We start from the raw sequence: 20736 nt of genomic DNA on the forward strand, positions 1-20736 counted from the left end.
GATTTGGATCACACCGCTGGCAATCAAGTCATAAAAAATAAGCCTTGATCCCCAAAAGTTGGCACGTTTTTGGGGATCCAAGACTTATGAGTTGAAGCTAACTATTTTTATCACGGCTTACGATACAAGTGTTTCAAAAACAGATATCTTTATTCTTCCCTGTTACTCACTTTGTAATTTGTACATATCTGCGTATAGCCCTTCTTCAGCTAAAAGTGTTTCATGGTTGCCTCGCTCCACGATATGTCCTTTATCTAATACGAGGATCAACTCTGCATCGCGGATCGTCGACAGACGATGAGCAATAGCAATCGTTGTCCGACCTTGACGCATCTTCGCAAGTCCTTCTTGGATCAACACTTCTGTTTCTGTGTCGATATTCGCCGTTGCTTCATCCAGAACTAAGATTTTAGGATCCGTTACAATTGTTCGAGCAAACGTGATCAATTGGCGTTGCCCACTCGAATAGCTTGCCCCTCTTTCAATCACTTTTGAATGATACCCTTTCGGTAAGTCTTCGATGAACTGATTCGCTTGGACAAACTCAGCGGCTTCACGTATTTGTTCATCTGTGATCTCAGGATTCATCATTCGGATGTTTCCAGCGATATCCCCGTAAAATAAGAACGCATCCTGTAACACTAGGCCCATTTTATTGCGTAATTCAGCAATTGGATACTCACGAATGTCGTGATCATCAATCAAGATCTGTCCTTCATAAAACTCATAAAAACGCATCAACACATTGATGATCGAACTTTTTCCACTTCCTGTATGTCCGACTAATGCGACAGTTTCTCCTGGATTAGCAACAAATGAAATATTGTTCAATACATTGTTTTTTCCATCATAAGAGAAGCTGACATTGCGAAATTCGATTTTTCCAGCAGTGATCGTCCGATCCGCTGATTCCTTTTGCTGTGGTGCATATTCTTCCGTATCCATGATTTTCAAGATACGGCTACCTGCGACTGTTCCATCCGTAAAGACACTCAAGAAGTCCATCATTTGTGACATCGGATTAAAGAATCCTTGAACATAGGTGGTGAAAGCAAAAATCAAACCGACTTCAACTGGTGAATGTAACGCATCGAGTCCGAACAATGTCAAAGTCAAGGCAATTGCTAAAGCATATAAAAAACTGATGATTGGACTCAAAAGAATCGAATTTGTCTTGATCATGGCATAGCGAGTCGCTAGATACTCTTCATTGACTTCCTCAAATTCTTTTGCTAAACGCGATTCTTGACGAAATTGTTGGATGATCCGCATCCCAGAAATCGATTCATTTAGTTTTGTGTTCAATTGACTCAAGCGTTCACGCATATTTCGATAGATCCTTGAACTGAATTTTTGATAATACCAGATCACTACTCCTAAAATCGGTAAAAAGATCAGACACCATAGCGCGATTTTTTGATTGATTTGAAACATCGCAATAAATGAAGAAATCACGGCAAAAATTCCTGTTAAAACCATCAGAAAGACATACCAAAATTCAAACAGTGTTTCTGTGTCATTGGTCACACGAGAAACAGTTGATCCAGCTGGCGTTTGGTCAAAGTACCGCATTCCTAGTGTATGCAGTTTCTCAAACAACTTTACACGGATATGTTGGTAGGTCTTCAATGACGCCATCGAATAGAGATACCATTGGAAAAACCAGATGATACTTTTGATGATGACTCCAAATAGATAAAGCCCTGCAAAGAAAAGGATGACTTGTGTCGTTGCTGACTGCTTCGCTAGATGCTCATCCATGAATGTTTGGATGATCCTTGGCAATAGCACATTGATGACTGATAATACTAAAGCAAATAAAATCGCAATGATGAATGTCGAGCGAAAGGGTTTAGCAAATTGCATCAACCGTTTAATGATCGAAGCTTGTTCTTTATAGGTCATGGATTTTGACCATTCCGACTGATATTGATCTTCCATTATTCGCTACCTCCTTCAATTTTTGCTTCTAATTGTTGTTTCTGCCACATTTGTTCGTACCAACCACCAAGAGCTAACAACTCTTGATGTGTGCCACGTTCAATGATCCGACCATGATCGATGACGATGATTTCATTGGCGTGCATGACACTACTTAAACGATGGGCAGCAATGATCGTGGTTTTGTTTTTCCGTTCTGCTTTAAGGTTCCGTAAGATTGCTTCTTCTGTCTTAGCATCAACAGCGGATAATGCGTCATCCAAAATCAATAATTCGGGACTTTGGATCAATGCACGAGCAATCGACAACCGTTGCTTCTGTCCACCAGAAAGGGAGACCCCACGTTCACCGACCATTGTCTGGTACCCTTCTGGCAGTCCTTTGATTTCTTTGTTGATATACGCCAATTCCGCTGCTTCTTCCACTTCTTCTGGTGATTTCTGTGGATTGGAGAAGCGAATATTATCTAGGATCGTCATCGAAAACAAGAAATGATCTTGTGGCACATAACCAATCGAGCGCAACAAGGCATCTAGTGAGTAGTCTCTGATCGTTCGTCCGCCAAATTGGATTTCTCCTTGATAATGGTCATACTCACGCATCAATAATTTGATGATCGTCGTCTTACCGGCACCTGTTTTACCAACGATACCTAACGTATCACCTTCATTGATCGCAAATTTGATGTGTTCTAACGCTGGCTGTTCATCGTCTGGATAGGTAAATTGTGTGATTGCCACATTCAACTCACCTTTTGCTGGTGTCATTTCTGCTCCTACTTTTTCGACGATATGTGTTTTCTCATGCAATAGTTCATTGACACGATCATACGAAGCATTCCCTCTCTCTAGTACATTGAACAGACGTCCAATCGCAAACATTGGCCAGACAAGCATGCCGATATAACTGATAAAGGAAACCATCTGTCCAATTGAGATCGTACCATCCAAGACATAACGTCCACCTAAAATAATGGTTGCCACATATGACAAGCCAATGATCAATGTGATGAATGGATCAAAAAGCGCATCTAAAAAGTTTACTCGCTTATTTTTCTCAATGGCATCATCGATCTTTTCTTGGAAATCTTCCAAGTCTTGTTTTTCTTGACCAAATGTTTTGATGACTTTGATACCTGTGATACTTTCTTGCGTTTTATCGTTGATACTTGAAAAGGCTTCTTGTGAATCACGAAACGCATCATGTAATTTTGAGCCTAAGATCCTTGAAGTAACTGCTAATAATGGCAATGGGATCAATGCAATCAATGTCAAGCGCCAATCAATGAATAGAACCATCGCAATGATCGTCGTGCCTCCAGTGATCACTGAATCTGCAAATGTTAAAATTCCTGCACCAGCTACATTTTGGATGGCGTTCAAATCATTCGTTGCATGAGCCATCAAATCACCCGTCCGGTATTTTTGATAGAACAAACTATCCATTCGCGTAAAATGAGCAAATAGACGCTGGCGTAATTCTTTTTCAAGCCTAGCTGCACTGCCCCAAATGTTCATTCGCCAAATATAGCGAAAAAGATATTGCAAAAAGGCCGCAATGATCAATACGCCTATCCACAATGCAATGATTTGCATTGAGATGTTTTGATCGGCGATTTCATCGATAATGATCCCGATGACTTTAGGTGGGATCAACTGCACTAATGCCACCGCGAACAAAGAAAATACGCCAATCAAATAGTGCTTTTTCTCTTGTTTAAAAAACCAACCCAATTTTCTGAAAATCGACATATATTTCCTCCTTCTAACTCCTAAAAATTTCCTTTATTTCCGAGGTTGAATTGTATCCTCAGATATCGTTGATCACAATCGAAAAAATATGATCGTCATACCATTTATAAAAAATAATCGTTGATCGGCATGAATGCGCTTTTCTCAAATGGAGAAAAAGAAAAAAGCGAGCTGAAATCAATCAGCCCGCTTTTTGATGTTGTCGAATAAGAACCTACTTCTTCCCTTGGTTCTTCATCTGTTGCATCATCTGACGAATTTTCTTTTCAGATGGTTTTTGCCCCATAGACATCATCATTGATCTTAACATTTCCTCATTAACGGGAGGATTTTTTTCTAAGTAATCTTTCATATATTTACGCGCAAGAAAGAATCCACCGACTGCGCCGATTAACAATGCAATAACTGCAATAAGTACAACGATTCCGTTTGATACCATGTAAATCTCTCCTTTCCTTTTCCTAATTGCTCTCAATGATTCATTTTACTAAAACTTACAAAAAAAAGAAAGGCGTTTTCTTAATAATATGTAAAAAAAGTCATTTTTATTTCATGATTATACAAATACACCCATTTAGAAAGTAAGCCACATTTAATTTTTAGGTTAGCCGAATTTTTTTCTTTTATTTTTTCGTCTCTGGGTGTAGAATGAATTCGAAAAGAAATAGAAGGGTGGTTTTCATTTGAATAATCACGAGAATAAACATAAATGGATTGAACACACTAATGGATTATCCCTTTCAGAAGTAAACGGTACGGTCAAAGTACCAAAAGGAAAAAGTTTCTTTCGCACCTTACTAGCCTATTCCGGTCCTGGTGCACTCGTAGCAGTCGGCTATATGGACCCAGGTAATTGGTCAACATCGATCACCGGTGGGCAAAATTTCCAATACTTATTGATGTCAGTTATTCTGATGTCCAGCTTGATTGCTATGTTACTACAATATATGGCTGCCAAACTTGGGATCGTCAGCCAAATGGATCTGGCACAGGCGATTCGTGCTCGTACGAGTAAAACGTTAGGTGTCATTCTTTGGATCTTGACCGAATTAGCGATCATGGCCACAGACATCGCTGAAGTCATTGGTGCAGCGATCGCTCTATATTTATTATTTGATATTCCTTTGGCAATAGCTGTCTTTATTACTGTCTTGGATGTATTTGTTTTACTTCTTTTGACAAAGATCGGTTTTCGTAAAATCGAAGCATTAGTCGTCTGTTTGATTTTCGTTATCCTATTTGTCTTTGTCTACCAAGTGGCGCTTTCAAATCCTGACTGGAGTAGTCTATTCAAAGGCTTTATCCCTAATAGCCAAACATTTGCTGAAGAACCAAAAATCGGCGGAGAGACCCCATTGACTGGAGCTTTAGGGATCATTGGTGCAACTGTGATGCCCCATAATCTCTATTTGCACTCTGCTGTTTCTCAAACCCGCGAGATCGATCGAAAAGATCCAGAAGATATTGCAAGAGCGGTTCGTTTCTCGACATGGGATTCCAATATCCAATTAACGATGGCTTTCGTTGTCAATGCACTTCTTTTGATCATGGGGGTTGCCGTCTTTAAAACTGGTGCAGTTCAAGATCCCTCTTTCTTTGGTTTGTATGAAGCACTTTCCGATCCATCTGCGATGAGTAACGGCGTCTTGATCGCCGTAGCAAAATCAGGCATTTTATCAACCTTATTTGCAGTAGCACTGCTTGCTTCTGGTCAAAATTCAACGATTACCGGTACATTGACTGGACAAGTCATTATGGAAGGCTTTATCCATATGCGCATGCCGATCTGGTTACGCCGTTTAGTAACTCGACTATTGTCCGTCATTCCAGTACTACTTTGTGTCTTGTTCACTAGCTCCAAAGGTACGATCGAAGAACATACAGCGCTGAACAATCTAATGAATGAGTCCCAAGTATTCTTAGCTTTTGCCTTACCTTTTTCAATGATTCCTTTATTGATGATGACCAACAGTCAAGCAGAAATGGGCGCCCGTTTCAAAAATTCACTGATTGTCAAAATACTTGGTTGGTTTTCTGTCATCAGTTTGACGTATTTAAACTTGCGCGGACTCCCAGGACAAATCGAAGCTTTCTTTGGTGATCAAGCTTCCACTGCGTCAATCGCCCTTGCTGATCGGATCGCTTACATCATCATCGTTGCAGTTCTCGCCTTACTCGCTTGGACGATCGTTGATCTTTATAAGGGAAATAAACGCTATGAACAACGTTTACAAGAGTTGTCTTGATCAAAGGTTTTAAACTAAACAAAAAAAGCTTAGATGAACAAAAAATATTTTTACATATTTTTGTGATCTAGGCTTTTTTCTTTATCTAATAACCTTTACAGATTATTCAGGCTTCTACATCTACTAATAATTCTGGAAATACTTCTGGATCAAAGGTTTCAGCTTTGAACATCGCGATTTCTTTCCCATAAGGGGCATAAGCCAATTTTTTATCTTTTCCGACATATGGTGTTTCAAGAATCTTTGAAACATCTTTGAACATTGGTTCATGGACGATTTTATTCAATGCATCAAAACCGATCGTACCAAAGCCGATATTGGCGTGGCGGTCTTTATGTGAACCTTGTGGATTTTTGGAATCATTGATGTGTAGTACTTTTAAGCGATCTAAACCAATCACTTTATCAAACGTTTCAATCACGCCATAAAAATCATTCGCTACATCATAGCCGGCATCGTTCGTGTGGCACGTGTCAAAGGTGACTGATAGCTTTTCATTCAATGTCACCCCATCAATGATCTGTGCCAACTCTTCGAACGTTCTGCCGATCTCTGTACCTTTTCCTGCCATTGTCTCTAAGGCGATTTGTGCGGTCTGTTCTTTCGTCAAGACTTCATTTAGCCCTTCAATGATCCTTGCGATCCCTGCCTCTGCTCCAGCACCGACATGTGCGCCTGGATGCAATGTGATCTGAGTTGCTCCTAATGCTTCCGCTCGAACGATTTCTTCTCTTAAAAACTGCACAGCAAAAGGAAACATCTCTGGTTTCGTTGTATTTCCTAAATTAATGATATACGGTGCATGGACCACTATATTTTTCAGTCCATTTTCTTCCATATATTGTTTTCCAGCTTCAATATTCATTTCTTCAATTGGTTTTCTACGGGTATTTTGTGGTGCGCCCGTATAGATCATAAAGGTAGAAGCACCATAGCTGGCTGCTTCTTCTGCTGCACCTAGTAACATCTTTTTACCGCTCATACTGACATGTGAACCTAATAACATCGTACTCCTCCTATAAAGCCTTCTCGGCTAGTCACTCAGTGAATGGATTTGTTCACTCTCCTTTTATCTTAACTGAAACGGATTTGAAAGAAAAGTTTGAAATCTGTCCAATGATCCGAACAGATACAAAATAACTAGAGGAATTTTTAATGTTTTCTCCAAACCAAAGGTCAAAAAAGACACAAAAAAAGCCATGTCTGTTTTTTTGTTCTATTATTTGCTATAATTAGCGAAATAAAACCATTAGTTGAGGTGAAACCTTTGCCACGTAATAATACACGAAGAAAACAAGCACGACGAACAAAAGAAAAGTGGTTTGTTCCTAAGGTCATTTTTCGCGTTTTTCAATCATTAACCGTTTTTATCATGGTTCTTATCATTCTATTCGCTGCATTAGGTGTGGGAGTCGGTGCCGGCTATTTTGCGTATCTAGTTGAAGATACAAAGCTACCTTCCAAATCTGAGTTACAATCTGAGTTAGGCAATATAACCGAAACATCAAAACTTGTTTATGCCGATAATACAGAGATCTCGACGATCCAAACTGATTTGATGCGGACTACTGTACCTTCAGATCAAATGTCACCTTATTTAAAATCTGCGATCATCAGCACAGAAGATGAATATTTTGAAGAACATAAAGGCTATGTTCCTAAAGCGGTGATCCGAGCACTTTTCTCTGAAGCAACTGGGATCGGCTCATCTGGAGGATCAACGCTGACACAGCAGTTAGTCAAGCAACAGATTTTGACCGATGAAACAACCTTTAAGCGTAAAGCAAATGAGATTTTATTAGCTGCTCAAGTCGAGAAACATTTTACCAAAGACGAAATCATCTCCACTTATTTAAATGTTTCGCCTTTCGGAAGAAACAATAAAGGCCAAAATATTGCCGGTGTCCAAGAAGCTGCGCAAGGGATCTTCGGTGTCAATGCGAGCGATTTATCCTTACCACAAGCCGCATTTATCGCAGGTTTGCCACAAAGTCCGATCACCTATAGCCCTTATACCAATACAGGTGCATTGAAAGAAGACCTTACTGCCGGCTTAGAAAGAAAAGACATCGTGCTATTTAGCATGTATCGTGAACACCAAATCACAAAAGAACAATATGAAGAAGCAAAAGCCTATGACTTAACAAAAGATTTCTTAGGTCAACAAGTGGCAGAACAAACTGACCGTGACTTCTTATATTACACGGTCATGAATGCCGCGACCGATATCATTGCTAGACAATTGGGAGAAAAAGATAACGCAGATCTATCCGATACAGACGTCTACAATGCCTACTATCAACGTGCAGAACAAACGATCCAAAATCAAGGCTACACAATTCATTCAACGATCGATAAAGGCATCTATGATGCGATGCAAGCAGGTGTTGCCAATTATGGTTACTTACTTGATGACGGGAAAGGCACGCCTGTTGAGACCGGTAATGTTCTGATGGATAATAAAACCGGGCGAGTTTATGGATTTGTCGGTGGTCGTAATTATGCGCTGAACCAAAATAATCATGCCTTTGATACTCAAAGACAAGCCGGTTCATCGATCAAGCCGATGTTGGTTTATGGCCCAGCGATCGATATGGGCTTAGTTGGTTCAGAATCACGTGTTTCTGACTATGCAACCACTTGGCAAGAAGGCGCAAATGCCGGTGAAGACATCGTCAATGCGACGAATAAAGGCTCAAATACTTTCCAAACGATTCGTGAATCATTGGAATGGTCGAACAATATCCCTGCTTACCATTTATATCAAGATGTTTTGAACAATGGCGGATCAAAACAATACGCCTATGAGACATATCTAGCAAAAATGAACTATCCCGCGAATGCCAACTGGGGCGTTGAATCGGCACCACTGGGAACAGTCGATGTCACTACTCTTCAACAAACCAATGGCTTCCAGGCATTAGCAAATAATGGCGAATTCCAGCAAGCATATATCATTGATGCGATCACTGATAATGATGGAAATGTTATTTATCAACACGAAGTTAAACCAGTGCGTGTCTTTTCCGAAGCCGCAGCTTCGATCGTCAATGATATGTTGCGTAGCGTTATCAATGAAAAAATCACCACACCATTCAAAGATGATATCACTAGTCTCAATGGTAGCTTAGGCCAAGCAGACTGGATCGGTAAAACTGGTTCAACGAATGATTACCGAGATTCATGGTTGGTTGTCTCTACACCATCTGTCACGATCAGTAGTTGGGCAGGACACGATGATAATACCGGAATGGATGCCCAAGCAAGATTGCGTTCATCCAAATATTTAGCCAACTTGATCAATCAAGTGTATCAAGTAAACCCAACGATTTTTGGTACCGATCAGAAATTCACACTTGCTTCTGATGTGAAGAAAGAAGACGTTTCTGCCTTTACAGGACAATTACCTGGAAAAGTGACCGTTGACCGAAGATCGATCAATACACCTAGCAAAACTGTCGAGTCTCTTTGGGCAAAAAATGGTCCTGAGAAAAGCACCTTTAAATTTGGTGTAGGTGGAACAGATGAAAATTATAAAGATTACTGGAACACTGTCGGAACATTCGAACGTGAGAATCCCCAGAACAAAGAGGATGACAAAGACGACGATTAATAAAACAATCTGAGTCCACTATTCTTTTTCAAAAAAATGAGTCTGGTCTTGATAAATGATATCAAGATCAGGCTCATTTTTTATACGTTTTTACTTGTCTTTGGTGAAGCATTGACCCTGCTATTTCCACAAAAAAGTAGCTAAAACGACTATTCTTTGTCATTTCAGCTACTTTTAGTTATCGTTTTATTCGATCAATCGCTTGATGTTTCTCTCAATCGATTTATTTCGTTGAACCTTTTTCTTCAATTCCATATGGTAAGATGATTGTTTTTTCTTCTACTTCTTCTTTGTTCATCATTTTTGTCAATAGACGCATTGATACCGCACCTAAGTCATATAATGGTTGCGTAATACTTGTCAAGCGCGGGCGAGCAACTTCAGTCAATAAAGAGTTGTTGCTTGTGATGATCTCAAATTCTTCTGGTACTTTGACACCACGGTCAATCAAGCCATCTAAAATACCGATTGCTAGTTCATCATCCGTTACATAAACAGCAGTTGCTCCACTATTGTGGATACGTTCTACTAATGACAAGCCATCTCTAAAATTATAGCTTGATTCAAAGATCAAACCTTCACTATAAGTCAGTCCGTTTTCTTTCAACGCTTCTTTGTAGCCTTTCAAACGGTTTTGGCCATTGATCGGGTCAATCAATGCACCACTTACAAAGGCAATTTTTTTATTGCCGTTTTTAGCTAATTTAGTTACTGCATCTTTTGTCGCTGAAGTATAGTCGATATTGACACTTCCTACTTGTTCGTCTGGATCGATCGAACCAGCTAAAACAACTGGAGTTTTTGAACGTGAGAATTCGCCACGGATTTCATCTGTGATATGATGCCCCATGAAAATCACACCGTCAACTTGTTTGGCTAAAAGATTGTTCAGTACGTTGACTTCTTTTTGGTCATTTCCGTCTGAATTTGCCAAAATGATATTATATTTGTACATCGTTGCCACATCATCGATCCCACGTGCTAATGAAGCAAAGAACATATTGCTGACATCTGGGATGATGACCCCAACCGTCGTTGTTTTTTTACTTGCAAGACCACGAGCTACAGCATTTGGGCGATAATCTAAGCGGTCAATGACTTCCAATACTTTTTTTCTTGTAGCTGGTTTTACATTTGGATTCCCATTGACAACACGTGAAACAGTAGCCATCGAAACATTTGCCTCTCTCGCTACGTCATAAATAGTGATAGTTTGTTTTTCCATCGTTGTTCTCCTATTCTGTTTTTATATCTTTTCTGAAAATACGATTTACATTTCTAAAACAGGATATCAAAGATTGACAGAAATTGCAACCGTTTTACTAGCGTTTTCATGAAAAAAAACATCTTTTTCACTTTTAGTCAATTGGTCTTTTTTTACAAGAGTGGTACAATGAATTATCGAAACATGCCATAAATGCGAAAGAAGGATGTCCAAATGAATCTTGAAAAAATCAATGAATTACGCCAATGGATGGCTCAAAAAGAAATCGACCTTGCTTATATCAGTGATCCAGGTCATATCGCCTATTTTGCTGGTTATGAAAGTGAACCCCACGAACGTGTACTAGCTCTATTTCTTCCACTTGATCAAGATCCTTTCTTGTTTACACCAGCGCTAGAAGTAGAAGATGCACAAAATAGTCCTTGGGCCTATGATGTCCGAGGTTATCTTGATAGTGAAGATCCTTGGCTATTGATCGGGCAAGAGATCCGCACCCGTTATCCACAAATAAAAACGATCGGGATCGAAAAAAATGCGTTGACGGTTGATCGCTTTGACGCGTTATCGCAACAAATGACAAGCAGTGTCCGATTTGCTGACCTGACTCCAGTCATCCAACGTCTGCAATTAATCAAAACAACAAAAGAAAAAGAGCAATTGATTGCGGCAGGAAAATGGGCAGATGTAGCTTTTGAAATTGGTTTTCGCTCCATCAAAGAAGGCGTAACGGAACAAGCAATTATTGCTGAAATCGAATATCAACTAAAAAAACAAGGGGTATCTCAAATGTCTTTTGACACGCTAGTTTTAGCGGGGACAAATGCAGCAAGCCCTCATGGAACACCTGGAAGTACCACGATCCAACCAAATGAACTTGTCTTGTTCGATTTAGGCGTCGTATGGGATGGCTATTGTAGTGACGCGACACGAACAGTTGCCTTCCAAAAACCGACAGAATTTCAAGAGAAAATCTACCAGATCACGCTTGAAGCCCAATTGGCAGCCCAAGAAGCTGTTCGTCCAGGCGTCACAGCCGCTGAACTTGATCAAGTCGCACGTAACGTCATTGAAAGTTACGGCTACGGCGAATACTTCAATCATCGTCTAGGTCATGGTATTGGTACGACGGTCCATGAATATCCCTCACTAGTTGCAGGCAATGATCTAGTGATCGAAGAAGGCATGTGCTTCTCATTAGAACCAGGTATTTATATCCCTGATCAAGTTGGCGTAAGAATCGAAGATTGCGTTTATGTCACAAGTGACGGTTGTATCCCATTTACAACAACACCAAAAGAATTATTAGTGGTGGAGTAAGGTTGTGAAAGAAGCGTTCAGCACTGAGTAATAAGACAGAACCATCGAAAATGGCTTTTTCATTTTTGATGGTTTTGGCTTATTATTGAAGTGTTGCTTCTTGAACACCGTTCATCGAGGTTGTGAGAAAGCCGTTCTGCTCCGAGTATTAAGGCAGAACTTGGGAAAATAGCTTCTCATATTTTTTCAAGTTTTGACTTAATATTGAAGGAGCTGGCTTTCGAACACCGTTTATCTAGGTTGTGAAAGAAGTGTTTTGACCTGAGCAGTAAGCTGGGAAATCAGAAAATAGCTTTCCATATTTTTTGATTTCTCAGCTTAATGTTGAAGGTCAGCTTCTTGAACACCATTTATCGAGATTGTGAAAGAAGCGTTTTGACCTGTAAATAAGCGATAACCCCAAAGTAGAGAACTATTTTCGGGTTATCGCTTATTTTTTGAGTTGCTTCTCTGGCATCAGTTAGTTGTCGATACCTATTCATTTGTTAATTGCTTCTTCAAATAGAATTTAGTCGTCCCAACAAAAGGCATGTTTTCCACCGAAGCAAATACTTCAAAACCATGTCTTTCATAGAATTTTCGAGCTTGATAGTCTTGCGTATTGACGGTCATATATAAGCACTGATTTTCCAATGCTGTTTGTTGAACCGCTTCGATTAATCGCGATCCGATGCCTTCGTGACGGTACGATTGATCTACGCCGAGCAATGATAGATGCAAGGTATTTCCAAATAAAGATGCCACTGCGCCACCGATCCACTTCTCATCCTTAGATGCACTGATTGAAATGGTTTGAGTTGTTAAGTGTTCATTTGTAGAAAATGATTGCATATATTGTTCGTTCAGCAGACCAATGATTTTCTTTTCTGTTTCTTCGGAATCGCTTTTCTTGATCTCAATCATTTACACTATCCTCTCCTCGTAAGATTAGAGAAAAAAGGACACGAATCAGATTGTTTCCTGATCGTGCCTTTTCTTGCTCACTTTTTAGTGTTGCTTATTTAAATGTATCTTTTAGATCTTCTTTCGCACTAGCTGCATCTTCTTTTGCCATTTCAGACAAGATTTTTGCATCTTCAGCAACTGGTTTTGCTTCGTCGATGCCTTCTTTTACAGTGCTTCCTGCTTGGTCTGCTGTATCTTTGATGTCGATCATGATGTCTTCTTTTGCAGCTGCTGCTGTGTCGCCTAAATCAGCAGCAGATTTTTTGAAACGATCAGATAAATCAGCTGATTGTTCTTTCAATGTCACTAAAATATCTTCTGATTCATCTCCTGCATCAGCTGTTGCGTCTGAGACTGTTTGTTTGACATTACCAGCTAAATCGCCTGCTTGTTGTGAAAGATCATGTGCTTTGTCTTTTGCGATACTTGTCAATTCAGTTGATTTTTCTTTTGCCATCTCTGTATAATCAGAAGCCATATCTAGAAAATCATCCGCTTGTGCTGCTAGTTCATCACGTAATTCTTTACCTGATTTTGGTGCAAGTAGTAATGCTGCCACTGCTGCGGCTGTACCACCAATCACTGCACCTAGTAAAAATCCACCTTTTTTTGCCATGATTATTTTCCTCCTGTCGTATCTGTTGTTGTTTTTTTATGTTTAAAGAATTTCACTGCAGTCCCACCGACTTTGCTGGCAACAGTTGCTTTTGCTGTTGTTTTACCGATGCCACCAACTTTTGTAACGATGTGTTTGCTTGAAGAATTCAATTCTGATACACTCTCGCTCAAATCAGCGACAGCTGTAAATAAAGGATCGATCGTTGCTACTTTTCCGTTGATATCATTCAATAATTCGTTGCTTTTCACTAACAAGCCTTCGACTTGTCTCGATAAAAGATCAACATCTTTTGTAACGACTTCAATCGTTGTGTTTGCTTCTGTTACTGTTTGTTCTGCTTTTTCAATCGTTTTTGCTAATCGAATCAATACACGTACTAGAAAGACCACAAGTATTGCAAAAGCAATTGCTGCAATCAAGCCAGCAATTTCTCCAACTGTCATAATCAAGCCTCCTTCTCCTCTTCTTGCTATAAGGATAGCATTTTCATATTTTTTAAACAAATAAAAAATAGCAAAAAGCTTCAACTACCTACATTTTGATCAGCAGCTGAAGCATCTCGCTTGTTTACTTTTTGTTAGTTGGTTCAGAAGTTTCTGTTGATTGATTGAAAGATGAAGGCGTCTCTGCTGCTAAAGACTTGCCTAATGATAGAATGTATTCTCTTAATGGTCCACCCACTTCTGGATGTGTCAATCCATATTCGATGCTTGTTTTCATAAAACCAAATTTGTCGCCGACATCATAACGTTTTCCCGTAAATTTACGTGCGAATACGCGTTGTGTCTTATTCAATGTATCGATTGCATCGGTCAATTGGATCTCATTACCTGCACCTGGTTTTTGCTCTGCTAACACATCAAAGATTTCGGGTGTCAATAAATAGCGTCCAATAATTGCTAAATCACTTGGTGCTTTACTTGGTTCAGGCTTTTCAACAAAATCTTTGACATTGAATAAGCCGTCTTCTAGTTCTTCTCCTGGATTGATGATCCCATATTTAGATGTATCTTTGTGTGGTACTTGCATCACGGCGATCGTTGAAGCATGTGTACGCTCATAATCGTCGATCAGTTGTTGTGTCAATGGGATTTCATCTTCCATGATGTCATCGCCTAACATGACAACAAACGGTTCATTTCCGATGAATGCTCTTGCTTGCAACACAGCGTGTCCTAACCCTTTAGGATGCGATTGACGAATAAAATGAAGGTTTACATCCGTTGTTTCTTCCACTAATTTTAGTAATTCAGTTTTTCCTTTTTCGCCTAAGTTCGTTTCTAATTCGATATTTGAATCAAAATGATCTTCAATTGGGCGTTTTGCTTTACCTGTGACGATCAAAATATCTTCAATCCCTGATTTTAACGCTTCTTCTACGATAAATTGAATCGTTGGTTTATCAACGATCGGCAACATTTCTTTTGCCATCGCTTTTGTTGCAGGTAAAAATCTTGTTCCTAAACCTGCTGCTGGAATCACTGCTTTTTTTACTTTCATTTTTTTCTCTCCCTTAAAAATGTTAGTGAAATTCATTCTCTTTTTTGCCATCGCGCAACATGATCTCTGTCGCTGCTTCATTTATGTTCTTGTGCTCATATAGCACTTCATAAATCGTTTGAGTGATCGGCATCTCGATCCCCATGGTCTCAGCTAACTCTTTAGCAGCTCGTGTGGTCTGGACACCTTCCACGACCATGCCCATATTATCCAAGACTTCGCTTAATTCATGGCCTTGTCCAAGCAGATTACCGGTACGCCAATTTCTCGAGTGGATACTTGTACAAGTGACAATCAAATCACCGACACCGCTCAGTCCGATGAAGGTCAACGGATTTGCTCCCATAGCAACACCTAAGCGGCTGATTTCTGCTAATCCTCTTGTCATGATAGCTGCCTTTGCATTATCCCCAAAACCTAAGCCATGGATTGCACCTGCACCGATTGCGATAATGTTTTTTAAAGCGGCACCCATTTCGACCCCAATAACATCAGGATTCGTATAGATTCGGAAATAATGATTCAAAAATAGTGTTTGAACAAATTTAGCAGCATCTGCTTCCGTGCTTGCAGCAGTGATCGTCGTAATATCGTGACGAGCCACTTCTTCTGCATGACTTGGACCCGATAAAACAGCGATTGCTTGTCTCTTTTCTGCTGGGATCTCTTCTGCCAGGACTTCTGAGATCCGCTTGTGTGTTCCTTGTTCTAAGCCTTTACTTGCATGGATGATCACTGGTTTTGTTTGCAAGACCTCAACGAGTTCTTGACATACAGAACGAATCGCCTTAGTCGGTACAACGAACAAAACAGCATCTACATCAGAAACAGCCTTCGCCATGTCCGAGTATGCGATGATCGTTTTGGGCAATTGGTGTTTTGGTAAATAACGCTCATTGGTATGCTTTTGGTTGATTTCATTAACCTGTGAGGCACGGTGACTCCAGAGTCGAACGTCATGACCATTTTCAGCAAGCACTTGTGCTAATGCTGTTCCCCACGAGCCAGCACCTAAAACCGCTACCCTATATTTCATTTTACCACTCCTGCAAATTTTTTCATTTTTTTCGACTTGGACTTTAGATAATGAATTGATTTTTCCCTAAAGATCGGTCGTAATCTGGTAAGTTGCCTTTTTTCCGACGCCAGATGAATAGAACGATTGCTCCAATGAATAGCACAGCAGATAAAAGCTGTGACACACGGATCGTATCTAAAAAGTAAAGACTATCCGTTCTCATTCCTTCGATGAAGAAACGACCAAAACTATACCATATCAAGTAAAGCAGTGCGATTTCCCCTTTTTTCAAAAGATGCGTTTTCTTCCGTAGTAATAAGAGGATGATCACGCCAATAAGGCTCCATACTGATTCATAAAGGAAAGTTGGCTGTCGATAGATCCCATCGATATACATATTATCAATAATAAAATTCGGTAAATATAGACTTTCTAAGAAACTCCTTGTTGTATCTGGTCCAAATGCTTCATGGTTCATGAAATTTCCCCAGCGCCCAATTGCTTGTGCTAATAAAACACTAGGTGCAGCAATGTCCAAGAACGTCCAGACATCAATGAAGTGATATTTCGTGTAAAAATATAATGTGATACCGCCTGCAATCAGACCACCATAAATCGCTAGACCGCCTGAACGGATATTGAATATTTGGATCGGATTTGCAATATACTGTGGTAAATCGAACAAGATGTAATACAAGCGTGCGCCAATGATCGATAGCGGTAATCCCCATAACATAAAGTCAGTGACGTCTTCTGCTTTCATTCCTACTCTTACTGCTTCTCGACTGCTTAACCACATGGCGATGATAATGCCTGAAACAATGATCAATGCATACCAGTAAATAGGAACGCCTAAAAGGTCAAAAGCGACCCGATTGATTTGTGCAATCATACTTTCACTCCTAGCTATTGTCCGTTTGAATTTTCTTCGATCAAACGGCTCAATCTTTCTTCAAATGTCTTCGTTGCATCGAATCCCATCGTTTTCGCACGGAAATTCATCGCAGCAACTTCAATGATGATCGCGACATTTCGTCCAGTTTTCACAGGTATTTTGATTTGGGGAATACCTACTTCCGCAATTTCAACAGAAGTATCTTCAGACCCTAAACGATCGTATTTTTTCTCTTTTGCCCAAGCTTCTAAGTAGACAGCTAATTGGACTTGCATCGATCCTCTGACTGCACTGGCACCAAAAAGATTCATCACATCAATGATCCCGATTCCGCGAATCTCAATCAAATGTTCAAGGATTTTTGGTGGCTCTCCAATAACAGTTAGCTCATCTTGTTGATACACATCCACTCGATCATCTGCAATCAATCGATGGCCTCTTTTGATCAGTTCTAACGCTGTCTCACTCTTCCCAATACCACTATCTCCTTGGATCAAGACACCTAGTCCATAGACATCGACTAAGACGCCGTGAACACTTGTCCTAGGTGCTAATCGTCCATCTAAATAACTTGATAACTCACCAAGTAAACGTGAGGTTGAGATTGGCGAACGCAAAACGGCCATGCCATGTTCATTTGCTGCTTGAATCATTTCTTCCGGTGCAGCTAAACCTCTAGAGATGATAAAGGCTGGCATGTCTTCACTGCATAAACGACGCATGATCATCAAACGCTCTTCCGGCATCATCCGTTCTGCGAAGCTGATTTCTTTGCTCCCAAATAACTGTAGTCGATCATGCGAATAATAATTAAAATAACCGGTCAATTCCAGTCCAGGTCTGGAGATATCACCGGTTACGATGACACGATTTAAACTTTGCTCGTCACCAGTGACGATTTCTAATGATAGTTTTTCTACTAATTGGCTAACTTTTACCATTTCTGCCATTCGTATACCTCATTTCTATTAAACTGTTCTCTTTTATTTTATCATTCTATCGATAAAAGTACTACCAATAAAAAAAACAAGGGATATCCTTTTCATTACACTCGTTTTTTATGGCAAGCACCGATCAAGAAATCGCTATCATTTCTTTAGAAATAAGAAGAGGAAGCGACAATTGCCACTTCCTCTTTCCACTTATTTGATTGTGCTTTATTGTCCTTTGCATTGTTTTCTAACGATTCCTGTTCATATTACGATTGCTAACGATGATATTTACGAATGACATGATCACTGCAATCATTATAGCTGATCCAAATGATGAAAAGCTAAAATTAGCTGCTCCGACAAAGAAGGAGGTCATTTGTAAAATCAATGCGTTGATCACAAAAGTGAATAATCCAAACGTCAACAAGGTAAATGGAATCGATAAAAACATAATGAATGGCTTGACTAATAGATTCAGCACAGAAAGAACAAAACTCGCCACAACTGCGGTCCAAATACTATTCACAAATATCATATTTGGAAAAATAACTGCCAGAGAGATAAACGTCAGCGTACTAACAACAATACGTTGAAGATAAGACATTAAAAGTCACTCCATTCGTCATCGTTGATTTTCTCTGCCTCTTTTCGTTTATTCGTTTGTTCTCTGTAGTTGTTTTTTTGATAATAGTCGTTGTCATGTCCATAACGACGTTGATTATTCTTTCCTGAAGGCACAAGTAAAGCCAACAGAATGTATAAAATAATTGGGCTTCCGAATGCAACTAAACTCAAGAAGACGTAAATGACACGAACAACTGTTGGATCAATCCCAAGATATTCAGCAATCCCGGCTAAAGTACCAGTCAATACAATATTTTTATTTGATTTTGTCAACTTTTTTTTCATTTTCTTTCACCTCTGTTCTCCTATTTTAATGGAAGAAAGATACTAAAACAATCTTACTCCGGAAGATTTATTGGAATAATAAACCTATTATTTGTTTCTTATAAGTATGATTTTCGCTTCGCCTTCTTCTTTCTGAAGGACGAAGCGAAAAAATTATTTATCTGTATCTTTTAAATAGATACTACCTGTTGTAGTAGACAATTCGATTTTCGCCATTTCATTTTCAGAAACGCGACGGAATTCTAACATTTGATTCGTGCGCTCTTTCTTTTCACGGATCACTTCATAATCAGACAGGCGGCTATTGATACTACCTAAACTTGTTTTTGCATGACCGTCCATACCGATGGTTGTTGGCAATGCAACTTTTACGTTACCATTGACTGAGCTTGCTTCGATTTTCTTCAAACGATCTTCTTTCACTGTCAGACGAACATCCCCATTGACTAATGAAATCGCTAAGTTTTCTGGTGTTGCGCCAAAAGTAACTGTACCGTTGACTGTTTCAATGATTGAATCTAAAATATCTCCATTACGGACATCGATATTCCCGTTGACTCCACCAATCTCAAGCATCGTTGCAGCCATTTGGTCAACCAAGATATTGCCGTTTGTTGATTTCATGTAAATATCTTTTACATCTAAGTCTTCAACTACAATATTACCATTGAGTAATTTGATTGCTGTATGGTCATACGTGCGTTTTGGTAAGTAGAAGACTAAATCGGCACGTACACGTTTGTTCGGGATTTGGAAAGAAATATGTTCTTCATTGACTTCGATCTGGCTGCGTTCAGCAAATGCTTCATAAGGCTCTGCACCCATTTTTCCATAAAGCTTGATTTTCGCTTCGACTTTTACGTCTTCGCTATCCCAAGTTTTCAAGGTTACATTCCCATTTGCCGCTTTGATGTCGATAATACTTGCTTGTGGTGCGCTATAGTAAAATTCGTGTTCAAATTTAGTTGTAGCGATGCCAGGTACTCGCAAGCTGACATCTTTCCATTCCATATTGTCATTCACTGTAACAGAAACATTTTGGAAGGTTTTCTTTAAGAATTTACCTAGTTGACTTCCAGCTTCAGTCATTTTTTCGCCGACTTGGTTCAATGTGTCATTTGCTTGTTCTTTCCAATCTTCTGGCAAGTCAAATTTCTCAGCAAAGGTGTCTTTTTTCTCAGACCATTGGTTTTTACGGATATCTTTTAATTCAGCTTCAAGCTTGATACGTTCTTCAGATAAGAGATCTCCAGCTTCTTCAAGTTCTTTGACTTCTTGCTCCAATTGTTGACGTTGTGTCAATTCTTCTTCTGTTAGTTGATCCAACTCTTCTTTTGTATTCAATTGCATCAATGTTTCCTGTTTTTCATTGCGTGCAATTTTATTTTCAAAAAGTTTTGCGTTGACCTCATCTAAATGCGCAGAAGTTTTGTTCGCTTCAGTCGCCAATTCATCTAAGATTTTTTCTAGATTCTCTTTGTCTTCTTGTTCTTTTTGTCTCGGATCTGGTTCTACTGCTTCACGTTCAGCTTGACCATTTTCAAGTTCATCGATCAAACGGCTTGCTTGATCTTTTTCTTTACGATCAGCATGTACACGATCTGCCTCTTTTGCGATTTGCTTTTCATCTTTTTCAGTTGCCATACTCTCCAATAGGTCTAAACCTTCTTCAGTTGAAAGGATGCCTTTTTTAACTAATTCTAAAATACGTTCTCTTTCTTTCATGGAAATTGCCTCCTTATAGCAAAAATTGTTTGCAAGCTTTTCCTTACATACACATTATGCAATGATTTGAAGAAAAAGTCATAGGACTTAAGTTGTAACT

Annotated in this window: 18 protein-coding genes; 3 read left to right on the forward strand and 15 right to left on the reverse strand. The window is 39.5% G+C overall.

The genetic code is table 11. From position 1 onward, the window contains the following. Positions 1-162: 162 nt before the first annotated feature. From IGJ00_RS10810 to IGJ00_RS10820, 3 genes are all read right to left on the reverse strand, one after another. Positions 163-1941 carry an ABC transporter ATP-binding protein gene (locus IGJ00_RS10810; RefSeq protein ID WP_071866771.1) on the reverse strand — a complete coding sequence of 593 codons (1779 nt, stop codon included), beginning with the start codon at positions 1939-1941 and terminating at the stop codon, positions 163-165. Then, positions 1941-3692: an ABC transporter ATP-binding protein gene (locus IGJ00_RS10815; RefSeq protein WP_086334950.1), complete on the reverse strand. Its 1752-nt coding sequence runs from the start codon at positions 3690-3692 to the stop codon at positions 1941-1943. Before IGJ00_RS10815 ends, IGJ00_RS10810 begins: the two co-directional genes overlap by 1 nt. Before the next feature lie 214 nt (positions 3693-3906). Then, complete coding sequence (locus tag IGJ00_RS10820; RefSeq protein ID WP_010734944.1) at positions 3907-4131, reverse strand: YneF family protein; 225 nt, start codon at positions 4129-4131, stop codon at positions 3907-3909. 244 nt (positions 4132-4375) lie between these two features. Here IGJ00_RS10820 and IGJ00_RS10825 point away from each other — a divergent pair, with 244 nt between their 5' ends. Continuing rightward, on the forward strand, positions 4376-5938 hold the full coding sequence (locus IGJ00_RS10825) for an Nramp family divalent metal transporter (RefSeq protein ID WP_023520012.1): 1563 nt from the start codon (positions 4376-4378) through the stop codon (positions 5936-5938). Positions 5939-6044: 106 nt separating this feature from the next. Here IGJ00_RS10825 and IGJ00_RS10830 read toward each other — a convergent pair whose 3' ends face one another. After that, entirely contained in the window at positions 6045-6944 is a 900-nt protein-coding gene (locus IGJ00_RS10830) for a deoxyribonuclease IV (protein WP_019723118.1), read from the reverse strand. A 261-nt stretch (positions 6945-7205) separates the two neighbouring features. Between IGJ00_RS10830 and IGJ00_RS10835 the strand changes: the two genes are divergently transcribed. Further along, positions 7206-9551 (forward strand): transglycosylase domain-containing protein, encoded by a 2346-nt coding sequence (locus IGJ00_RS10835; RefSeq protein ID WP_074799543.1) that lies wholly within the window; start codon positions 7206-7208, stop codon positions 9549-9551. Positions 9552-9774: 223 nt separating this feature from the next. On the opposite strand, the gene ccpA is transcribed toward IGJ00_RS10835, so the two are convergent. Further along, complete coding sequence (gene ccpA / locus IGJ00_RS10840; RefSeq protein WP_023520019.1) at positions 9775-10776, reverse strand: catabolite control protein A; 1002 nt, start codon at positions 10774-10776, stop codon at positions 9775-9777. 213 nt (positions 10777-10989) lie between these two features. On the opposite strand from ccpA, the gene IGJ00_RS10845 reads away from it, so the two are divergent. Then, the gene (locus tag IGJ00_RS10845; protein ID WP_104776165.1) at positions 10990-12093 is read left to right on the forward strand and encodes an aminopeptidase P family protein; all 1104 of its coding nucleotides are present in this window, start codon (positions 10990-10992) and stop codon (positions 12091-12093) included. 474 nt (positions 12094-12567) lie between these two features. On the opposite strand, the gene IGJ00_RS10850 is transcribed toward IGJ00_RS10845, so the two are convergent. From IGJ00_RS10850 to liaX, 10 genes are all read right to left on the reverse strand, one after another. Then, positions 12568-12996: a GNAT family N-acetyltransferase gene (locus IGJ00_RS10850; RefSeq protein WP_071866769.1), complete on the reverse strand. Its 429-nt coding sequence runs from the start codon at positions 12994-12996 to the stop codon at positions 12568-12570. A 94-nt stretch (positions 12997-13090) separates the two neighbouring features. Next, positions 13091-13654 carry a YtxH domain-containing protein gene (locus tag IGJ00_RS10855; RefSeq protein WP_074799546.1) on the reverse strand — a complete coding sequence of 188 codons (564 nt, stop codon included), beginning with the start codon at positions 13652-13654 and terminating at the stop codon, positions 13091-13093. A gap of 2 nt (positions 13655-13656) precedes the next feature. Then, positions 13657-14100, reverse strand: a complete 444-nt coding sequence (locus tag IGJ00_RS10860; RefSeq protein WP_071866768.1) for a DUF948 domain-containing protein — start codon at positions 14098-14100, stop codon at positions 13657-13659. A gap of 124 nt (positions 14101-14224) precedes the next feature. Then, positions 14225-15157, reverse strand: a complete 933-nt coding sequence (galU, locus tag IGJ00_RS10865; protein ID WP_010734931.1) for a UTP--glucose-1-phosphate uridylyltransferase GalU — start codon at positions 15155-15157, stop codon at positions 14225-14227. A gap of 22 nt (positions 15158-15179) precedes the next feature. After that, complete coding sequence (locus tag IGJ00_RS10870; protein WP_066025304.1) at positions 15180-16193, reverse strand: NAD(P)H-dependent glycerol-3-phosphate dehydrogenase; 1014 nt, start codon at positions 16191-16193, stop codon at positions 15180-15182. 43 nt (positions 16194-16236) lie between these two features. After that, complete coding sequence (lgt, locus tag IGJ00_RS10875; RefSeq protein WP_023520023.1) at positions 16237-17067, reverse strand: prolipoprotein diacylglyceryl transferase; 831 nt, start codon at positions 17065-17067, stop codon at positions 16237-16239. A gap of 14 nt (positions 17068-17081) precedes the next feature. Then, positions 17082-18020: an HPr(Ser) kinase/phosphatase gene (gene hprK, locus IGJ00_RS10880; protein WP_010734928.1), complete on the reverse strand. Its 939-nt coding sequence runs from the start codon at positions 18018-18020 to the stop codon at positions 17082-17084. A 229-nt stretch (positions 18021-18249) separates the two neighbouring features. Then, on the reverse strand, positions 18250-18606 hold the full coding sequence (locus tag IGJ00_RS10885) for a phage holin family protein (protein ID WP_010734927.1): 357 nt from the start codon (positions 18604-18606) through the stop codon (positions 18250-18252). Next, positions 18606-18911, reverse strand: coding sequence for a PspC domain-containing protein (locus IGJ00_RS10890; protein ID WP_010734926.1), 306 nt, complete (start codon positions 18909-18911; stop codon positions 18606-18608). The genes IGJ00_RS10885 and IGJ00_RS10890 overlap by 1 nt, the downstream gene beginning before the upstream one ends. A 153-nt stretch (positions 18912-19064) precedes the next feature. Beyond that, positions 19065-20636 (reverse strand): daptomycin-sensing surface protein LiaX, encoded by a 1572-nt coding sequence (gene liaX / locus IGJ00_RS10895; RefSeq protein ID WP_071866765.1) that lies wholly within the window; start codon positions 20634-20636, stop codon positions 19065-19067. Between the last annotated feature and the right edge of the window lie 100 nt (positions 20637-20736).

This window comes from Enterococcus sp. AZ062, assembly GCF_051715065.1.
In the GTDB taxonomy this organism is placed as follows: domain Bacteria; phylum Bacillota; class Bacilli; order Lactobacillales; family Enterococcaceae; genus Enterococcus_B; species Enterococcus_B mundtii.

Coding starts and splice junctions, on each gene's coding strand:
- IGJ00_RS10810 (WP_071866771.1), bottom strand. CDS start 1,941: ATGGAAGATCAATATCAGTCGGAATGGTCAAAATCCATGACCTATAAA.
- IGJ00_RS10815 (WP_086334950.1), bottom strand. CDS start 3,692: ATGTCGATTTTCAGAAAATTGGGTTGGTTTTTTAAACAAGAGAAAAAG.
- IGJ00_RS10820 (WP_010734944.1), bottom strand. CDS start 4,131: ATGGTATCAAACGGAATCGTTGTACTTATTGCAGTTATTGCATTGTTA.
- IGJ00_RS10830 (WP_019723118.1), bottom strand. CDS start 6,944: ATGTTATTAGGTTCACATGTCAGTATGAGCGGTAAAAAGATGTTACTA.
- ccpA (WP_023520019.1), bottom strand. CDS start 10,776: ATGGAAAAACAAACTATCACTATTTATGACGTAGCGAGAGAGGCAAAT.
- IGJ00_RS10845 (WP_104776165.1), top strand. CDS start 10,990: ATGAATCTTGAAAAAATCAATGAATTACGCCAATGGATGGCTCAAAAA.
- IGJ00_RS10850 (WP_071866769.1), bottom strand. CDS start 12,996: ATGATTGAGATCAAGAAAAGCGATTCCGAAGAAACAGAAAAGAAAATC.
- IGJ00_RS10855 (WP_074799546.1), bottom strand. CDS start 13,654: ATGGCAAAAAAAGGTGGATTTTTACTAGGTGCAGTGATTGGTGGTACA.
- IGJ00_RS10860 (WP_071866768.1), bottom strand. CDS start 14,100: ATGACAGTTGGAGAAATTGCTGGCTTGATTGCAGCAATTGCTTTTGCA.
- galU (WP_010734931.1), bottom strand. CDS start 15,157: ATGAAAGTAAAAAAAGCAGTGATTCCAGCAGCAGGTTTAGGAACAAGA.
- IGJ00_RS10870 (WP_066025304.1), bottom strand. CDS start 16,193: ATGAAATATAGGGTAGCGGTTTTAGGTGCTGGCTCGTGGGGAACAGCA.
- lgt (WP_023520023.1), bottom strand. CDS start 17,067: ATGATTGCACAAATCAATCGGGTCGCTTTTGACCTTTTAGGCGTTCCT.
- hprK (WP_010734928.1), bottom strand. CDS start 18,020: ATGGCAGAAATGGTAAAAGTTAGCCAATTAGTAGAAAAACTATCATTA.
- IGJ00_RS10885 (WP_010734927.1), bottom strand. CDS start 18,606: ATGTCTTATCTTCAACGTATTGTTGTTAGTACGCTGACGTTTATCTCT.
- IGJ00_RS10890 (WP_010734926.1), bottom strand. CDS start 18,911: ATGAAAAAAAAGTTGACAAAATCAAATAAAAATATTGTATTGACTGGT.
- liaX (WP_071866765.1), bottom strand. CDS start 20,636: ATGAAAGAAAGAGAACGTATTTTAGAATTAGTTAAAAAAGGCATCCTT.